This window comes from Novosphingobium sp. CF614, assembly GCF_900113255.1.
Classification (GTDB): Bacteria; Pseudomonadota; Alphaproteobacteria; order Sphingomonadales; family Sphingomonadaceae; genus Novosphingobium.
Window position 1 is genome coordinate 49126 of sequence record NZ_FOOR01000001.1, and the last position, 15329, is coordinate 64454.

The window sequence follows — 15329 nt, forward strand, 5'->3', positions numbered from 1 at the left end:
TGCCCCTGTTCTTGTCATCGGCCTATGATGGGCACTTCGTATAAGTAAGCGGTCCGGGCATGGCGTCCGGCCCGGAATCCCTGCGAACGAGAGTCTTGCCTCCATCGGGCGACGACAGCGCGACATCGAGAAGCCAGGTCTGCCCTTCGCCTGAAAATGCGTAGGAGGCGGCCACGCGGTCCGCTTCGGCTGCCTTGACCTGCCCCAGTTCGGCGACCGATTCGTAGAACGTCAGCTTGTCGGCGCTCACCGTCATCAAGCCCTTGGCGTCGCCCTTGGTGCTGGTACAATCGGCGGGAACCAGGCCCCAGCGGCCGCGCAGGACCTCCGGTATGGTTCCAGCGGCGGTCGCGACCGCCTCGCTCGTCGCTTCCGGCGCGGCGGCCTCGCTGGAGGGTGCCTTCTCGGACGCCTCCTCCGACGCCTCTTCGGACGATTGTCTGGGCGCCTCGCCGCCGCCCGAGCAGGCGGACAGCGCCAGGGCGAGCGCGGCGGCGGGGATCAACGCGGTCTTGGTCATCGGACTTTCTCCTTCGCGGGTTCCGGAATGGACCGGGAACGCATCCCGGTCCCTCCGGTTGCCGCAAGAGCGTCAGCCGACCAGTTCGATCACGTCCTTGCCGAACAGTTGCTCGTCGCTCGGCAGCGTCTTGGGCGTCGGCAACGGCTTGGAGACCCAGGTCTCGTTGATGAGGTCGCGCCACGAAACGTTGCTGTTGGTCGCGTTGCCGCCCCAAGAACCGCAACCCAGCGAGAAAGTCTGGCGCATGCCGTTCCACAGGTTGCCCGAATTCGAGGCGGCCTGCGGCTGGTTCACCATGACACGGCTGGTCTTGGTATGCATCGCCAGCTTCATGATGTTCTCGTCCGAGGTCGAGTAGATGCCGCAGGAATGCCCCTGGCCCTGGTAGGACTGGATCGCGTTGGTCAGCGCGATCGCCTCATCGATGTCCTTGGCGCGGTAGAGCGCCATGGTGACCGTCATCTTTTCGCCAGAGAACGGATGCTGCTTGCCGTAGCCGACTTCCGGCACGATGAAGAACTGGGTGCCTTCCGGGATCTCGAAGCCGGCGTAATCGGCGATGAACTGCGGCGATTGGGCAACGACCTTGGCATTGATGTGCTCGCCGTCTTCCCAGATCGCGTTCTGCAGCTTGCCCTTCTGTACCTCGTTCAGGACGAAGCCGCCCTTCTCCTTCAGCTTGCCAAGCATCGTGTCGTAGATCGCGTCGAGCAGGATCACGGCGTTGTCCGAAGAGCAGGACGCCGCGTAGTCGAGCGTCTTCGACAGCAGGATCTTCTCGGCCGCGTCGTCAAGGTCGGCGGTTTCGTCCACGGTGATGACGGCATTGCCCACGCCCACGCCAAGCGCCGGCGTGCCCGAACTGTAGGCCGCCTGCACCATCGGGCTGCCGCCGGTGGCGAGAATGCGGTCGCACTGCTTCATGACCTCGTTGGTCTTCTCGACCGAGGGAGTCTCGATCGGGATCACGAGATCGGCCGGAGCGCCCAGCGCGACGAGCGCGGCCCGCATCTTGTCGCAGATGATCTTGTTGGTGATCTTGGCGCGCGGGTGCGGGCAGATGATGATCGCGTTGCGGCCCTTCACCGCATGGATCGACTTGATGACCGGGGTCGCCTCCGGGTTCGTGGAAGGCGAAAGCGCGCCGATCACGCCGATCGGCTTGGCGATCTTGACGATGTTGCGTTCGGGCAGTTCGTCGATCACGCCGACGGACTTGTCGTCGATGATGTCCATCAGCGCCGCGCGGGTCTTGACCGAGATCTTGAGGAATTTGCCCCGGTAGTTGCCCAGCTGCGTCTCATCGACGGTGTGCTGGGCGATCTCCTCCGCCACGCCGGGCTTGGCGACCGCCCAGACCATGCCGCGGATCAGGCGATCCACCTGCTCCTGGGTGTAGTTCTCGATCTGCGCCTGCGCGGCCCGCGACCGTGCAACGAGCTCGGCAACCTCGGTGGAAACGGGAGTATCGGCGATGAGTTCTGCGGTAGCCATGTGCATCTTCCCTTGACTTTCCGCGTGCCGGTCATGCCGGGACACGCGGGGCAAATGGTCCCGGATCGACCGGCGCGAGCGCGCCGTGACCATCCGCTACGGCTTCATCCCCTGCACTTTTGACAAGGCGAGCGCAAGCTGATTAAGCGCGCGATTAAACCGGCTCCAGTTGCAATAATCGGGACTGCGATGGACGAATTTGCAAGTGCAGGGCGTTTCCAGCAGGGCAATCGCATATGGGCCAAACTCGTCCTTCATCGTCACCCTGAATCTGTTCAGCTGCGCTGGCCTGCGGCTCATGCCAAGTCTCATTGATCGGAACTCTCGTTTGCCTTCCCTTGCGAACCGCCGAAGGCGGTGCGGCAATCCAAGGCGGATGGCGCCGCCCTGGATTGCTTCGACGGCTTCGCCGCCTCGCGGGCGACGAGGGGGAGATGAGTCTCCGTCCAAGAGACCTGCAATTCACCATTCAGAGCGACAGTTTGAGCGGCAAAATGGATGCTGAAACAAGTTCAGCATGACGAACTTGGAGAGAGAGAATCTCCAATATGGCTCCATATGCGATTGCCCTGGCGTTTCCGGGCACGGCCCTTGTCCGGCAATGGTCGAACGGGCAAAACATCCGCCGGCCGGCCCCCGGCCGGAAAGATCTGCAGGCAGCGAGGAACAATGACGCGTGAGTGAGACAACCATCGACCCGGCCGCATTCCGCAAGGTTCTGAGCAGTTACCCCACCGGCGTATGCGTCATCACCGCGCTCGACGCAGGCCGCCCGGCCGGCATGGTCGTCGGCAGCTTCACGTCGGTTTCGCTCGACCCGCCGCTGGTCGGCTTCTTTCCCGACAAGTTCTCTTCATCCTGGCCGCTGATCGAGAAGGCCGGCCATTTCTGCGTCAACGTGCTCGGCAGCGACCAGCGGGACGTCTGCCGCGCGGTGACGGCCAAGGGGGAAGCGAAGTTCGTGGGCGTCGAATACGTCATCTCCGACCACGACCTGCCGGTGATCGCCAATTCGATCGCCAGCATCGAATGCCGCCTCTATTCGGTGACGGAAGCGGGCGACCACTGGTTCGTCCTGGGCGAAGTGCTGCGCATGGAAACCGTGCGAGAGGACGATCCGATGCTGTTCCATCGCGGCCGCTACGGCGGATTCGCGGAGCGCATGTAGCCGCGCGCGGCCGTCCTCGGTATTCGTCCCCAGTATTCGGCCCCCGGTATTGGCCCTCAGTATTCCGAGGCCGGCGCCACCGTGACTTCGAGCCCATCCAGTTCCGGCGACATCCTGACCTGGCAACCCAGGCGCGAGTTGTCCTTCATCACGTCCGCCACCATGTCCAGCATCGCGAACTCGATATCGTCGGGCTTGCCGACTTTGTCCGACCAGCCCTCGCCGACATAGATGTGGCAGGTCGCGCAGGCGCAGGCACCGCCGCAGTCGCCCATGATCCCGGCGACCCCGTGCAGCTTCCCCAGTTCCAAAAGGGTGGTGCCTTCCGCGACGTCGTCGAAGGTTCGCGTCAGACCGTCGACATCGGTCATGGTTACTTTAAGGTTACCCATTCTTGCGCGTTCCTCTCGATCTTCCAGCCTTGGCCATCGCCGCGGCGCCTGCGGATTCGACTTCCCCATGCCTCACGGCGGGGCCATTTGCAAAGCCTCCTGCGGGAACGGGTCAGGTGGCCGAAGATGCCAGCGCGCGATCCTCGCACGCCGGTTTGTGCGCCGACTTGCGGCGCTTGAGGCCGATCAGCGGGCGCAGCGGGCCGATTTCCCGGCCGACGAGGTAGAACAGCCAGGACCCCGCCAGGACCGAGACGCATAGAACCAGGAATTCCGGAAATGCCGTCAGCCCCTTGTCGCGCAGCCAGTAGCTGGCCAGCACCATCACCGTCTGGTGCGCGATGTAGATCGGGAACACCGCCTCGACGAGGGTGGCGCGCCAGCGCGCGTCATGGTTCCAATATCGGTCGGCGATGCCGAACAGCGCGATCACCATGCCCCAGCTCTGCACGGACTTGGCGAAGGACAGCGGCTGATACCACGCATGCGGCGTCGGCACGTTGCCGGGATAGTACCACGCCTCGAGGGCCACGAAGGCGTAGCCCAGCAGGCCAAGCGCCAACGCCAGCTTCCACTGCCGCGCGATCGTCTGGCGCAGGGCCTGCGATCCGCGCAACACGAAGCCGAACAGGAACATCGCGCCAAAGTGCAGGTGCGCCGCGCGGTCGACGAACAGGCTGTGCATGTCGGTCCAGCCGTAGACCAGCGAGCGGATCGCGAAGACCCCGGCGATACCCAGCGGCAGCAGCGCCGGTCCTGCCAGGATCCGCTCGCTCCACCGGGCGAGCGCCGTCCGCCACGAAGCGGGAAGCACCATCAGGGCGCCGCACAAGATCAGCGTATAGACCAGCAGGTAGATCACGAACCACAAGTGCATGACCGCTGGCAGGCTCTCGTAGCGCACCTTGTGGAAACTGAACGCGTCGTGCAGCAGGAAGTAGCCGTAGCCGTGTTCGTAGCCGCTGTTGACAAGGCCCATGTACGGCTGCGGCGGCACCACCACGGTCAGCCCGAACAGCAGCGGGATGCCGAGCCGCAGCAGCCGGCTCTTGACGAACGCCCCGGTGCTGGCATCCTTGGCGAGCAGCGCCGCGCTGGCATAGCCGGAAATCGCGAAGAGCAGCGGCAGGCGCCAGGCGCTGAGGCTCAGCAACGGGATTTCCGCCCAGCCCACGACCCCGCGCGAAGGCGTCTGGAAGCCCCACGGCGTGAAGGAAAAGCCGACATGGTAGAAGATCAGCATCACGAAGGCGCCAATGCGCAGCCAATCCATCCCGTAATGGCGTTGCGTTGGAACGGGCTTCATCACCTTACCTGTTTCATCGGCCAGCTTCATTGACCAGTTTCATTGGCGGACCGGAGGTCCCTTAGGCACGTTGCCGGCGCTCTGCAATCGCACGGTTGTATCAGCGCGGCGACGATATTGTGCCAAAACATTCCCCGTCAGGGCCGTGCCGATCGGCTCGAAATGCGCCCTGCCGCATGGAGAGAGCTTGAAATGTTGACATGTTCCCGCCCCGGACTCCTTATGACGGCCTGTTCCCATTCAAACCTCGAAGGTCCCGCATTGAGCATGGACCGCTGAAGGATCGCTCGATGAAGGCCCCGTCCGCGCGCATCACCATAACCGAGATCGCCCAGCTCGCCGGGGTCTCCAAGAAGACGGTCAGCCGCTACTTCAACCACGCCGAACTGCTGGGCGAGGAGACCCGCGCCCGGGTGCAAGCGGTAATCGCCGAAACCGGCTTCGTGCCCAACGCCCAGGCGCGCGCGCTGGCGCTGCGGCGTAATTTCCTTGTCGCGCTCATTCATGACGGATCGGATCGCGGCGTCCTCGAACTCGTGGAAACGGGCATGGCAGAGGCCCTGGAGGGCGGCGAGCTGGCGCTGGTGCTGCAACCGATCGCCCAGGCGGCCACATCGGCGGACGCGGCGGTGCGGCTGCGCGCCTTCCTCGATCGGCTCCGCCCGACCGGTGTCGTCCTGCTGCCGCCATTGTCCGAACGCGAGGATCTTGCCGCCCTTTGCGGCGAAGCCGGCGTGCGCTGCGTGCGGCTCGGCTGGGTGCGGGGCGAGCATGGCCTTGCCTGCGACGAACGCGGCGCCATGGCCGGGCTGGTCCGCTGGCTGGTGGAACAGGGGCACCGGCGGATCGGCCTCGTCAGTGGTCCGGAGACATCGCTTACCGCGCAGCAGCGCGAGCTGGGATACCTCGACGCCATGGCCGACCATGGGCTCGATCGCGGCCCTTCGCTGATCGTCGCGGGGGACAACAGCTTCGAATCGGGCATTTCGGCGGGGCGCCTGCTGCTGGAAGTCAGCCCTCGGCCCAGCGCGATCGTGGCCTGCAACGACGAGATGGCCGCCGGCGTGCTCCACGCGGCGGCCCAGGCATCGGTGCCGGTGCCCTCCGCGCTTTCGGTGGTCGGCTTCGACGATGCCCTCCTCGCCGCCAGGACATGGCCGCCGCTCACCTCGCTACGCGTGCCCTGGAAGCGCATGGCGCGCGAGGCCGTCGCCCGCATCACCGCAGAGACCGCGCAGCAGGCCTATGTCCCGTTCACCGCGGAACTGGTGATCCGCGATTCGGTCCGGCCACTCGCCGCCGTTCCGAGCGGCACGCCGGGGTCGCTGCTCCAGCCCGGATAGCCGCGACCCCGGCAATCAAGGCTTCAGAAAGCCTCTTCCGCCAGCGCCATCATCGAAGCCTTGCCCGACTTGATCGCCAGGAACGCGGCGGTCGCCTGGGACAGGATGCGGTCGAAATAGAACCGCGCGGTGGCGAGCTTGGCCTGGTAGAACGCGGCTTCCCCGGTGCCTTCCGCCAGCCTGCCCTGCGCGATCATCGCCGCCTTCGCGAAGCAGTAGCCCATGGCGACCAGGCCGGTAAGGCGCAGGTAGTCCGTGGCGGCGGCGGCGCCTTCCTCGGGATCTGCCATGCCCTTCTGGGCAATGGTCGCGGTCGAGAGCTGGAGCGCCCCGAAGGCCTTTTCCAGCGCCTCTATCATCGGCTTGAACGCCTCGTTCTCCTTGTTCGCCTCGATGAACCGCGAGACCGGATGGAAGAACGAACGCAAGTTGCGGCCCATGTGCGCGGGCAGCTTGCGGCCGACAAGGTCGAGCGCCTGGATGCCGTTGGTGCCTTCGTAGATCATCGCGATACGCGCATCGCGCACATATTGCTCCACGCCGCTTTCGGCGATGTAGCCGTGGCCGCCATAGACCTGCACCGCCAGGTTGGCGCTCTCGAAGCCTAGGTCGGTGAACAGCGCCTTCACCACCGGCGTCATCAGCGCGACGAAATCGGACGCGCGCTGCTTCACTTCGGGGTCGGCCGAATGCTTCTCCGCGTCGAGGGCGCGGCTGACCCAGGCGGAGATGGCGCGGCAGCCTTCGTTGTAGGCGCGCATGGTCATGAGCATGCGGCGGACATCGGGATGGACGATGATCGGATCCGCCGGCCCCTTGGGGTTCTTCACGCCCGAAAGCGAGCGGCCCTGCAAGCGCTCCCGGGCATACCACACCGCCGACTGGTAGGCGGCTTCGCCCACGCCGAGCCCCTGGATGCCGACCGAGACGCGCTCGGTGTTCATCATCTTGAACATCGCCTCCATGCCCTTGTTCGGATTGCCGACCAGCCAGCCGGTCGAATCCTCGAAATTGAGCTGGCAGGTGGCCGAGGCCTTGAGGCCCATCTTGTGCTCGATCGCGGCGACCGAGACGCCGTTCGCGGGACCGGGCGTGCCGTCCTCCTTCGGCAGGTACTTGGGCACCAGGAACAGGCTGATGCCCTTCACCCCCTCGGGGGCGCCGGCTAGGCGGGCAAGGACGAGGTGGACGATGTTCTCGGTCAGGTCATGCTCGCCCGCCGAAATGAAGATCTTGCCGCCGGTGATCCTGTAGCTGCCATCCTCCTGCGGCACCGCCTTGGTGCGCAGCATGCCAAGGTCGGTGCCGCAATGCGCCTCGGTGAGGCACATGGTGCCCGACCAGGTGCCTTCGACCATCTTCGGCAGATAGAGCTTCTTGAGCTCGTCGCTGGCATAACCCTCGATCGCGGTCGTCCCGCCGTGCGTGAGGCCGGGATAGAGGCTGAACGCGAGATTGGTCGAGCAGATCATTTCCTCGGTCATCTTGTTGACCGATTCCGGCAGCCCCTGCCCGCCCCACTCGGGATCGGAAGCGAGCGCGCACCAGCCGCCCTCGCGGAACAGGTCATAGGCTTCCTTGAAGCCGGACGGCGTGCGCACGACACCGTTCTCCAGCGTGCAGCCCTCGATATCGCCGCCGCGGTTGAGCGGCAGGAGCACTTCCTGCGCCACCTTGGCCGCTTCCTCGAGCACGGCGTCGACAAGGTCGGGCGTGAATTCCGCCAGTGCCTCGAGATTGCCGAAACCGTCATCCTGGTGAAGCTCGTGCAGCACGAACTTCATGTCGCGCAAAGGTGCTTCGTAGACTTGCATGTCACTCTCCTCACGGGCGACCGAGGCCGATCCTGCCGTTCTCCATCTCGCCATCAACCCGGGAAGCGCGCACCTGTTCGGCGCGGGCCTTTGCGATGACGATGGAGTGGTGGTCTTCGCGGCGCGCCCTTTCGTGCCTGTTCAATCCATCAATTCCGCAGCGGCTTGCCCGTTTCCAGCATGTGCTCGACCCGGGCGATCGAACGCGGTTCGCGCACCAGCCGCATGAAGGTCTCGCGCTCCAGCTTGAGCAGTTCCTGCTCGCTCACTGTATCCACCAGGTCCGCCTCGCCGCCGCTGAGCACCGTGGCCAGCGCGTCCGAGACGACCATGTCGTAGTCCGTCGCCAGGCCGCGCTTGCGAAAACCCTGCGCCGCCATGTTCAGGGCGACGTGACCGCCATCGCCCGGCAGCCTGAATTCCGGCGCTTCCGGCGGGGCATAGCCCTCGACCAGCGACAGCGCCTTCTGCTTGGCGTCATACAGCAGGCGATCGCGGTTCATCGTGATCCCGTCTCCGGGGCGCAGGAACAACAGCTCCTTAGCCTCGGCCGCCGACTTGGAGACCGTCGCGGTCGAGACGGTCTCGAACACCTTGGCGACGGCGGGCATCGGTCCCTTGGGCATCATCGGCGCCTTGCGGGCGCGATCGAGCATCTCGCCGTTGCCACCCCAGCCGGGGATCAGCCCGACACCGCATTCGACAAGGCCGGTATAAAGCTCGGCATGGGCCTGGATAGCATCGCAGTGGAGCAGGATCTCGCAGCCGCCGCCAACCGCGAGGCCGGCCGGCGCGCCGACCACCGGGAAAGGTGCGTACTTGAGGCCCTTGTAGGCCATCTGCCCGCCCGCCACGAGCTTTTCGATCTCGCCCCAGGCGGCGATGTTGAGCGCGAACAGCGCAAGGCCAAGGTTCGCGCCGGCAGAGAAGCCATCGGCGTCGTTGTAGACGACCAGCGCCTTGTACTGGACCGAGACCAGCGGGATGGCCTGCACGATCAGCTTCATCACCTCGCCGTCAAGCGCGTTCATCTTGCCGGTGAATTCCAGGCAGGCCACCCCGTCCCCGATATCCCAGAGCGCGGCCGAGGCGTTCTTGAGGATCGGCTTGGAGGCGAGCTTGACGTCGCCGAGGCGCAGCACGCCCGCGGGACAAACCATGTCGCGATATTCGCCGTCGAGCCCCAGGAACTGGCGCTTGCCGTTCTCGATCCGGTAGAACGTGCGATCGCCCGCCAGTCTGAGCATTTCGGGCACCGGGCGGCCTTCGGCTTCCAGGCGTTCCGCCAGGTAGCGCGCGCCGAGCCGGTCGATCATCTCGAAAGGCCCGGCCTTCCAGTTGTAGCCGAGCTTCATCGCATCGTCGATGGCCACCACGTCGGCCGCCGCCGCAGGCACCAGCCCGGCGGCATAGGCGAGCGTCTCGCCCATGACCGCCCAGGCATATTCGCCGATCGGCCCCTTGGTCTCGACCAGCGCCCTGAGATCGCCCTTGGCGGCCGGGCCGGTGGGGCCAAGCGGCTTGGCCGCGGCGCGGTATTCGCCGGTGGTAAGCTCGATCGCCTCCTTGCGGCGGCCCATCTCCTTGTTGATGCGATAGAAACCGCCCTTGCCCTTGCGGCCCGTGTACCCCTCGGCAATCATCCTGCGGATCAGCGGGTGGTCGATCGCGATGGCGTGATAGGAATCGTCCTTTGGCAGCGTCGCGGTCAGGCTCACTTGCAAGTGCGGCATGATGTCTATGCCGACAAGGTCGACGAGCCCGAAGATGGCCGTCTTGGGCACCCCCATCGGCGGTCCGGCGATGGCGTCGGCCAGTTCCACGCTCAAGCCCATGTCAAAGGCGGCGTTGAGGCCGAGCTGGATCCAGTAAGTGCCGATGCGATTGGCGATGAAGCCAGGCGTGTCCTTGCCATGGACCACCGATTTGCCCATCGCCACGTCGGCGAAAGCCTCCACCTTCGCGGCGACTTCGGCATCCGTATCGGGGCCGGTGACGATCTCCAGCAGGCGCATGTAGCGCGGCGGATTGAAGAAGTGGGTAATCAGGAAATCGCGCTTGAACGCCTCTGATCGCCCCTCGACGAGATTGACGAGCGGGATCGTCGACGTGTTCGAGGAAACCGCCGTGCCCGGGCGCTTCACCGCTTCGAGCCTGGCGTAGAGGTTCTGCTTGATGTCGAGCCGCTCGATCACCGCCTCGATCACCCAGTCGCATGTCGCGATCTTGTCGAGGTGGTCGTCGATATTGCCGGTTTCGACCAGCTTCGCCGCCGCCTTGCTCATGAAAGGTGCCGGCTCGGTCTTGAGCATCCGCGCGACGGCGCCTTCGGCGATGGCATTGCGGTTCGCCCCGTCCTTCGGAACGATGTCGAGCAGCAGCACCGGCACGCCGGCATTGGCGACTTGCGCGGCGATGCCGGCGCCCATGGTGCCGGCGCCGATCACGCAGACCTTGTTGATGGACTGGCTCATTCCACCGCCTCCAGCACGGTGGCTATGCCCTGCCCGCCGCCGATGCACTGCGTGGCCAGCGCATACTTGCCGCCTTCGCGCTTGAGCAACGCAGCCGCCTTGCCGACGATTCGCGCGCCGGTTGCGCCGAGCGGGTGGCCGATGGCGATCCCTCCCCCGTCGATGTTGGTCTTCGCGGCATCGAGGCCGAGATCCTTCATGCAGGCGAGCGCCTGCGATGCGAAAGCCTCGTTGAGTTCGACGACATCGAGATCGCCGGCAGTGATGCCCGCCCGCGCCATCGCCTTCTGGCTCGAGATGATCGGGCCGAGGCCCATGGTTTCCGGCGCACAGCCGGAAATGCTGACCGCCTTGATCCGGGCGAGGATCGGCAGGCCATGCTTGCGGGCATAGTCCTCGGTGGTGACGAGCACCGCGCTCGCGCCGTCGGTGAGCGGCGAGGACGTGCCGGCGGTGACGGTGCCCCTGGCATCGAAGGCGGGCTTGAGGCCGGCCAGGTCCTGGGCGGTGGTGCCGGGACGGATCGTGCCGTCCTCGCTCACGGTGCCGGCCTTGGTTTCGATCGGCACGATCTCGTCGACGAACTTGCCCGCCTCGCGCGCGGCGGCGGCGCGCCTCTGGCTCTCGACAGCCAGGGCCTCCTGCGCCTCGCGGCCGATCTGGTATTTTTCGGCGACGTTCTCGGCCGTCTCGCCCATCGACATATAGGCGGCGCTCTTCTCCGCCAGGGCGCGGTTGGGAAGCGGGTTGAAGCCCATCATCGGCACCCGGCTCATCGATTCGACACCGGCGCAGATGAAGACTTCACCGGCGCCGACGGCGATCTGGCCCATGGCGATGTGGATCGCGCTCATCGAAGATCCGCAGAACCGGTTCACCGTCATGCCGCCGACCGAGATCGGCAGATCCGCCAGCAGGCCGATCAGGCGCGCGACGTTGAGCCCCTGCTCCCCCTCGGGAAAGGCACAGCCGACGATCACGTCCTCGATGTCCGCCGGCTCGACTCCGGTCTTGCCGATCAGGCCGCGAATCACTTGCGCAGCGAGATCATCCGGCCGGACCCGGGCGAGCGCGCCCTTGCCGGCCAGGTGGAACGGGGAACGGGCGAAACCCGCGATCACGACGCTTTGCATGCATTCTCTCCATCGGACGAAACCGGCCCATAGCAGATCAGGGCGGATCGATCATCTTCCCTAAAGGTGCAATTCTTTCCCTATACGTCAAGCAATTTTTGCGTTAACGAAGGTGCGTCAGTCCCAAACCGGATCCTTCGCCGCGAAGGTTCCGGGCCAGAAAAGGCGGAGGCGACGGAGAAGGATGAAAGGTCGCACATGAAGGTATTGAAACACGCCGGCGTGGCTGCGGTTGCCGCGGTCCTGCTTGCAAATCCGGCGCTCGCGGCGGGACCGGACTCGGTCCTGGGCAAATGGCGGACGCCGTCGCGCCACGGGGTCATCGAAATCGCGCGATGCGGCGAATCGCTCTGCGGTCGCCTGCTCGAATCGGACGGCCTGCGCGCCAACCCGGACCTGCGCGACGTGCACAACAAGGACACGGCCAAGCGTTCCCGCCGCGTCGACGGGCTGCAAATGCTCGGCGGGTTCACCCGCGAGGCGGACAAATGGTCCGGCGGCTGGATCTACAACCCCGAGGACGGGGGCACCTACAAGGCGACGATAACCCCCGCCGGTGCCCAGGCCCTCAAGCTGAAGGGCTGCATCGCGTGGCCCCTGTGCAAGACGCAGACATGGACCCGCCTGCCCTGACCGCGCGTTGCACCAAGTACGAATAAGATGGGAGATACCTGAAAATGAAAAATACATTCGGTCGCATCATCCTTGCCGGAACGGCTTCGGCCGGGGCCCTCGGTCTTGCCGGCGCGGCACAGGCCCAGGCCTTCTACCTCCAGGAACAGTCGGTCCGCGCGCAGGGCCGCGCCTTCTCCGGCGAGGCGGCGGACACCGGCGTCGATTCGATGTGGTGGAACCCGGCGTCGATTGGCGGCATGGAAGGCGGCGAAGCCGCGGTCCATGCCAGCGCCATCCTGCCGCGCGGCAAAGTGACGGACCAGGGCACGGTGATCGTGCGCCCGGCGCAGTCCCCCGCATCGGTGGGCGGCGTCGCCGTCGCGAAGAACCCGATCAGCAACGGCCTGCTGCCCTCCGGCGCCGTCGCCTACGGATTCGGCAAGGTCGCGCTGGGGCTGACGGTAACCGCGCCCTATTCGTTCACCACCAACTACGCCGCCGACAGCTGGGCGCGCTATACCGCCGACAAGACCAAGCTGCGCACGATCGACATCCAGCCCACCGTCGCCGTGGAGCTGACGCCGGGATTGAACCTTGGCGCCGGCCTCAACATCGAGCATGCCGATGCGAGCCTGAGCAATTACCTGCCCAACCTTTCGCCGCTGCTGGCCGATGGCCACCAGAGCCTTTCCGGCAAGGGCTGGGACGTGGGCTGGTCCGTCGGCGCGCAGTACCACACCGGCCCGCTGTCGCTGGGCCTGGCCTACAAGTCCAGCATCAAGCACACGCTCAAGGGCACGGTGACGACCGAGGGGCTGCTCGGCCCGCTGGCCGCGCAGAACGGCACCATCGCCACCACGGCCAGCTTCTCCACTCCGTGGCAGGCGGTCGGCAGCCTGCGCTACCGGGCCACCGACAAGCTGACGCTTAACGCCCAGGTCGTGCGTTACGGCTGGAGCGAGTTCGACACCATCGACCTCGGCGATCCGCTGAACGTCTCGATCCCGGAACACTACCAGGACAGCTGGAGCTACGCGGTCGGCGCGGACTATGCCGTCAGCCCCAAGTGGACCGTGCGCGCCGGCGTGCAGTTCGGCGAAACCCCGACCCAGGACGGCCAGCGCGACGCGCGCGTGCCCGATTCGGATCGCTGGAATTTCTCGGCCGGCACCAGCTACGCCGTGACCGACAAGTTCACCATCGACGCGGCGGCGTCCTACATCGCATTCAAGGACGCCTCGATCGACCGGACCACCGCGGCCTATCCGGGCACCGCGGTGCAAACGCCGATCCTGGTCGATGGCACGCTCACGGACGCCTCCGCCCTCGTGCTTTCCCTCGGCGCGCGGGTGGCGTTCTGATGAGCGGCGCGGCGACGATCGGCGGACCTCCGGCACATCCCTCCTCCCCCCAGCCGGAAGAGATGCCGCCGATCGCGCCGCGTTTGCTCACCGACCTGCTCGACCACGCCGTGCGATTCCACGGCGCGTGGCCGGCGATCGACTTCATGGGCCGGCGCTGGACTTACGCCGAGATCGGCGATCTCGCGCGCAAGGCGGCGCGGGGATTGCAGGATCTGGGCGTATCCAAGGGCACGCGCGTCGGGCTGTGCCTGCCGAACACGCCCTACTACGTGATCTGCTACTTCGCGATCCTGCGGATCGGCGGCGTGGTGGTGAACTTCAACCCGCTCTATACCGAGCGCGAGATGACGCAGCTGGTCGAGGATTCGGGGGCCGAACTGATGATCGCCTCGGACCTGGCGCTCTCGCTGCCGAAGATCACGCCGCTGGTGGGCACCGGGCCGCTCAGGCGGTTAGTCGTCTGCCCCTTCGCGGATGTGCTGCCCGCCTTCAAGCGCCGCGCGTTCCGGTTCTTCAAGCGGCGGGAGATCGCCCACGAACCGCATGACCTGCGCTTCGTGCGCTTCGCCGACCTGATCGCGCGCGACGCCGATCCCGACCCGGTCGAACGCAGCCCGCAGGACCTGGCCGTGCTGCAATATACCGGCGGCACCACCGGCGTGCCCAAGGGCGCGATGCTCAGCCACGCGAACCTGGCCGCGAACTCGGCGCAGATGATCGCCCATGTCGGCCACATGCCCGACCAGCAGGAGCGCACGCTGGGCGTGTTGCCGCTGTTCCATGTCTTCGCGCTTACCACGGTGCTCAACTATTCGGTCGATACCGCGGCCGAGATGATCCTGCTTCCCCGCTTCGACATGAAGTCCTTCCTCGCCACCGCGAAGCGCACCAGGCCCACCCAGTTCTTCGGCGTGCCGACGCTCTACACCGCGCTCAACGGCCAGAGCCTGCACGGCGCGTTCGACCAGGTGCGCGTATGCATCTCGGGCGGCGCGCCGCTGCCGCTGGAAGTGCGCAAGACCTTCGAGGCCAGGACCGGTGTGCGCGTGGTCGAAGGCTACGGCCTGTCGGAAGCCAGCCCGATCATCGCCTGCAACCCGCTGGAAGGCCTGGTCAAGGACAACTCATGCGGCCCCGCCTTCCCCGGCACCGCGCTGGAAATCCGCGATCCCGACCAGCCGAACCGCCTGTGCGCGCCCGGCGAGAAGGGCGAAGTCTGCGCGCGCGGGCCGCAAGTCATGGCCGGCTACTGGAACCGTCCCGAGGAATCGGAACGGACCTTCATCTACGGGGCACTGCGGACGGGGGACATTGGCTATCTCGACGAGGACGGCTATCTGTTCCTGGTCGACAGGATCAAGGACATGATCCTGTGCGGGGGCTACAACGTCTATCCCAGGATCATCGAGGAAGCGATCTACGAGCATCCGATGGTGGCCGAGGCGGCGGTGATCGGCGTGCCCGACGAATACCGGGGCCAATCCCCCAAGGCATTCGTGGCGCTTCACGAGGGGGATATTCTGGATGAAGAGACCTTGCTGACATTCCTGCGCGAGCGGCTGAACAAGATCGAGATGCCCAGCGCGATCGAATTTCGCGCCAGCTTGCCCAAGACCATGGTCGGCAAGCTCTCCAAGAAGGAACTGGTCGCAGAGGAAGCCGCGCGCCGGGCGGCGGGGCAGACGGCGTGAACCACGGCGGCG

Annotated in this window: 13 protein-coding genes; 5 read left to right on the plus strand and 8 right to left on the minus strand. The window is 65.9% G+C overall.

The features are described 5' to 3' along the window. Positions 1-22: 22 nt before the first annotated feature. The 3 genes from BM052_RS00200 to BM052_RS00210 all read right to left on the minus strand — a co-directional run bounded on the left by BM052_RS00200 (position 23) and on the right by BM052_RS00210 (position 2317). Complete coding sequence (locus tag BM052_RS00200; protein WP_091141930.1) at positions 23-520, minus strand: hypothetical protein; 498 nt, start codon at positions 518-520, stop codon at positions 23-25. Positions 521-592: 72 nt separating this feature from the next. Beyond that, positions 593-2017 carry an aldehyde dehydrogenase family protein gene (locus BM052_RS00205; protein WP_091141931.1) on the minus strand — a complete coding sequence of 475 codons (1425 nt, stop codon included), beginning with the start codon at positions 2015-2017 and terminating at the stop codon, positions 593-595. 96 nt (positions 2018-2113) lie between these two features. After that, complete coding sequence (locus BM052_RS00210) at positions 2114-2317, minus strand: hypothetical protein (protein WP_143084713.1); 204 nt, start codon at positions 2315-2317, stop codon at positions 2114-2116. 376 nt (positions 2318-2693) lie between these two features. Here BM052_RS00210 and BM052_RS00215 point away from each other — a divergent pair, with 376 nt between their 5' ends. Then, positions 2694-3185, plus strand: a complete 492-nt coding sequence (locus BM052_RS00215) for a flavin reductase family protein (RefSeq protein ID WP_091141934.1) — start codon at positions 2694-2696, stop codon at positions 3183-3185. A 56-nt stretch (positions 3186-3241) separates the two neighbouring features. Here BM052_RS00215 and BM052_RS00220 read toward each other — a convergent pair whose 3' ends face one another. Both BM052_RS00220 and BM052_RS00225 read right to left on the minus strand, forming a co-directional pair. Further along, positions 3242-3577: a 2Fe-2S iron-sulfur cluster-binding protein gene (locus BM052_RS00220; protein WP_091141936.1), complete on the minus strand. Its 336-nt coding sequence runs from the start codon at positions 3575-3577 to the stop codon at positions 3242-3244. Positions 3578-3689: 112 nt separating this feature from the next. Beyond that, the gene (locus BM052_RS00225; protein ID WP_255405861.1) at positions 3690-4913 is read right to left on the minus strand and encodes an acyltransferase family protein; all 1224 of its coding nucleotides are present in this window, start codon (positions 4911-4913) and stop codon (positions 3690-3692) included. Positions 4914-5173: 260 nt separating this feature from the next. On the opposite strand from BM052_RS00225, the gene BM052_RS00230 reads away from it, so the two are divergent. Further along, entirely contained in the window at positions 5174-6226 is a 1053-nt protein-coding gene (locus BM052_RS00230) for a LacI family DNA-binding transcriptional regulator (protein ID WP_091141937.1), read from the plus strand. A 23-nt stretch (positions 6227-6249) separates the two neighbouring features. Here BM052_RS00230 and BM052_RS00235 read toward each other — a convergent pair whose 3' ends face one another. The 3 genes from BM052_RS00235 to BM052_RS00245 form a co-directional block, all read right to left on the minus strand. After that, positions 6250-8040: an acyl-CoA dehydrogenase C-terminal domain-containing protein gene (locus tag BM052_RS00235; RefSeq protein ID WP_091141939.1), complete on the minus strand. Its 1791-nt coding sequence runs from the start codon at positions 8038-8040 to the stop codon at positions 6250-6252. Between the two features lie 149 nt (positions 8041-8189). Continuing rightward, entirely contained in the window at positions 8190-10514 is a 2325-nt protein-coding gene (locus BM052_RS00240) for a 3-hydroxyacyl-CoA dehydrogenase/enoyl-CoA hydratase family protein (protein WP_091141941.1), read from the minus strand. Next, on the minus strand, positions 10511-11647 hold the full coding sequence (locus BM052_RS00245) for a thiolase family protein (protein WP_091141942.1): 1137 nt from the start codon (positions 11645-11647) through the stop codon (positions 10511-10513). Before BM052_RS00245 ends, BM052_RS00240 begins: the two co-directional genes overlap by 4 nt. Positions 11648-11845: 198 nt before the next feature. Here BM052_RS00245 and BM052_RS00250 point away from each other — a divergent pair, with 198 nt between their 5' ends. From BM052_RS00250 to BM052_RS00260, 3 genes are read left to right on the plus strand one after another with little or no spacing between them, the layout of a single operon-like run. Beyond that, on the plus strand, positions 11846-12280 hold the full coding sequence (locus tag BM052_RS00250) for a DUF2147 domain-containing protein (RefSeq protein WP_091141944.1): 435 nt from the start codon (positions 11846-11848) through the stop codon (positions 12278-12280). Between the two features lie 44 nt (positions 12281-12324). Next, on the plus strand, positions 12325-13623 hold the full coding sequence (locus tag BM052_RS00255) for an OmpP1/FadL family transporter (protein ID WP_091141946.1): 1299 nt from the start codon (positions 12325-12327) through the stop codon (positions 13621-13623). After that, positions 13623-15317 carry a long-chain-fatty-acid--CoA ligase gene (locus BM052_RS00260; protein ID WP_091141948.1) on the plus strand — a complete coding sequence of 565 codons (1695 nt, stop codon included), beginning with the start codon at positions 13623-13625 and terminating at the stop codon, positions 15315-15317. Before BM052_RS00255 ends, BM052_RS00260 begins: the two co-directional genes overlap by 1 nt. The last annotated feature ends 12 nt before the right edge of the window (positions 15318-15329 follow it).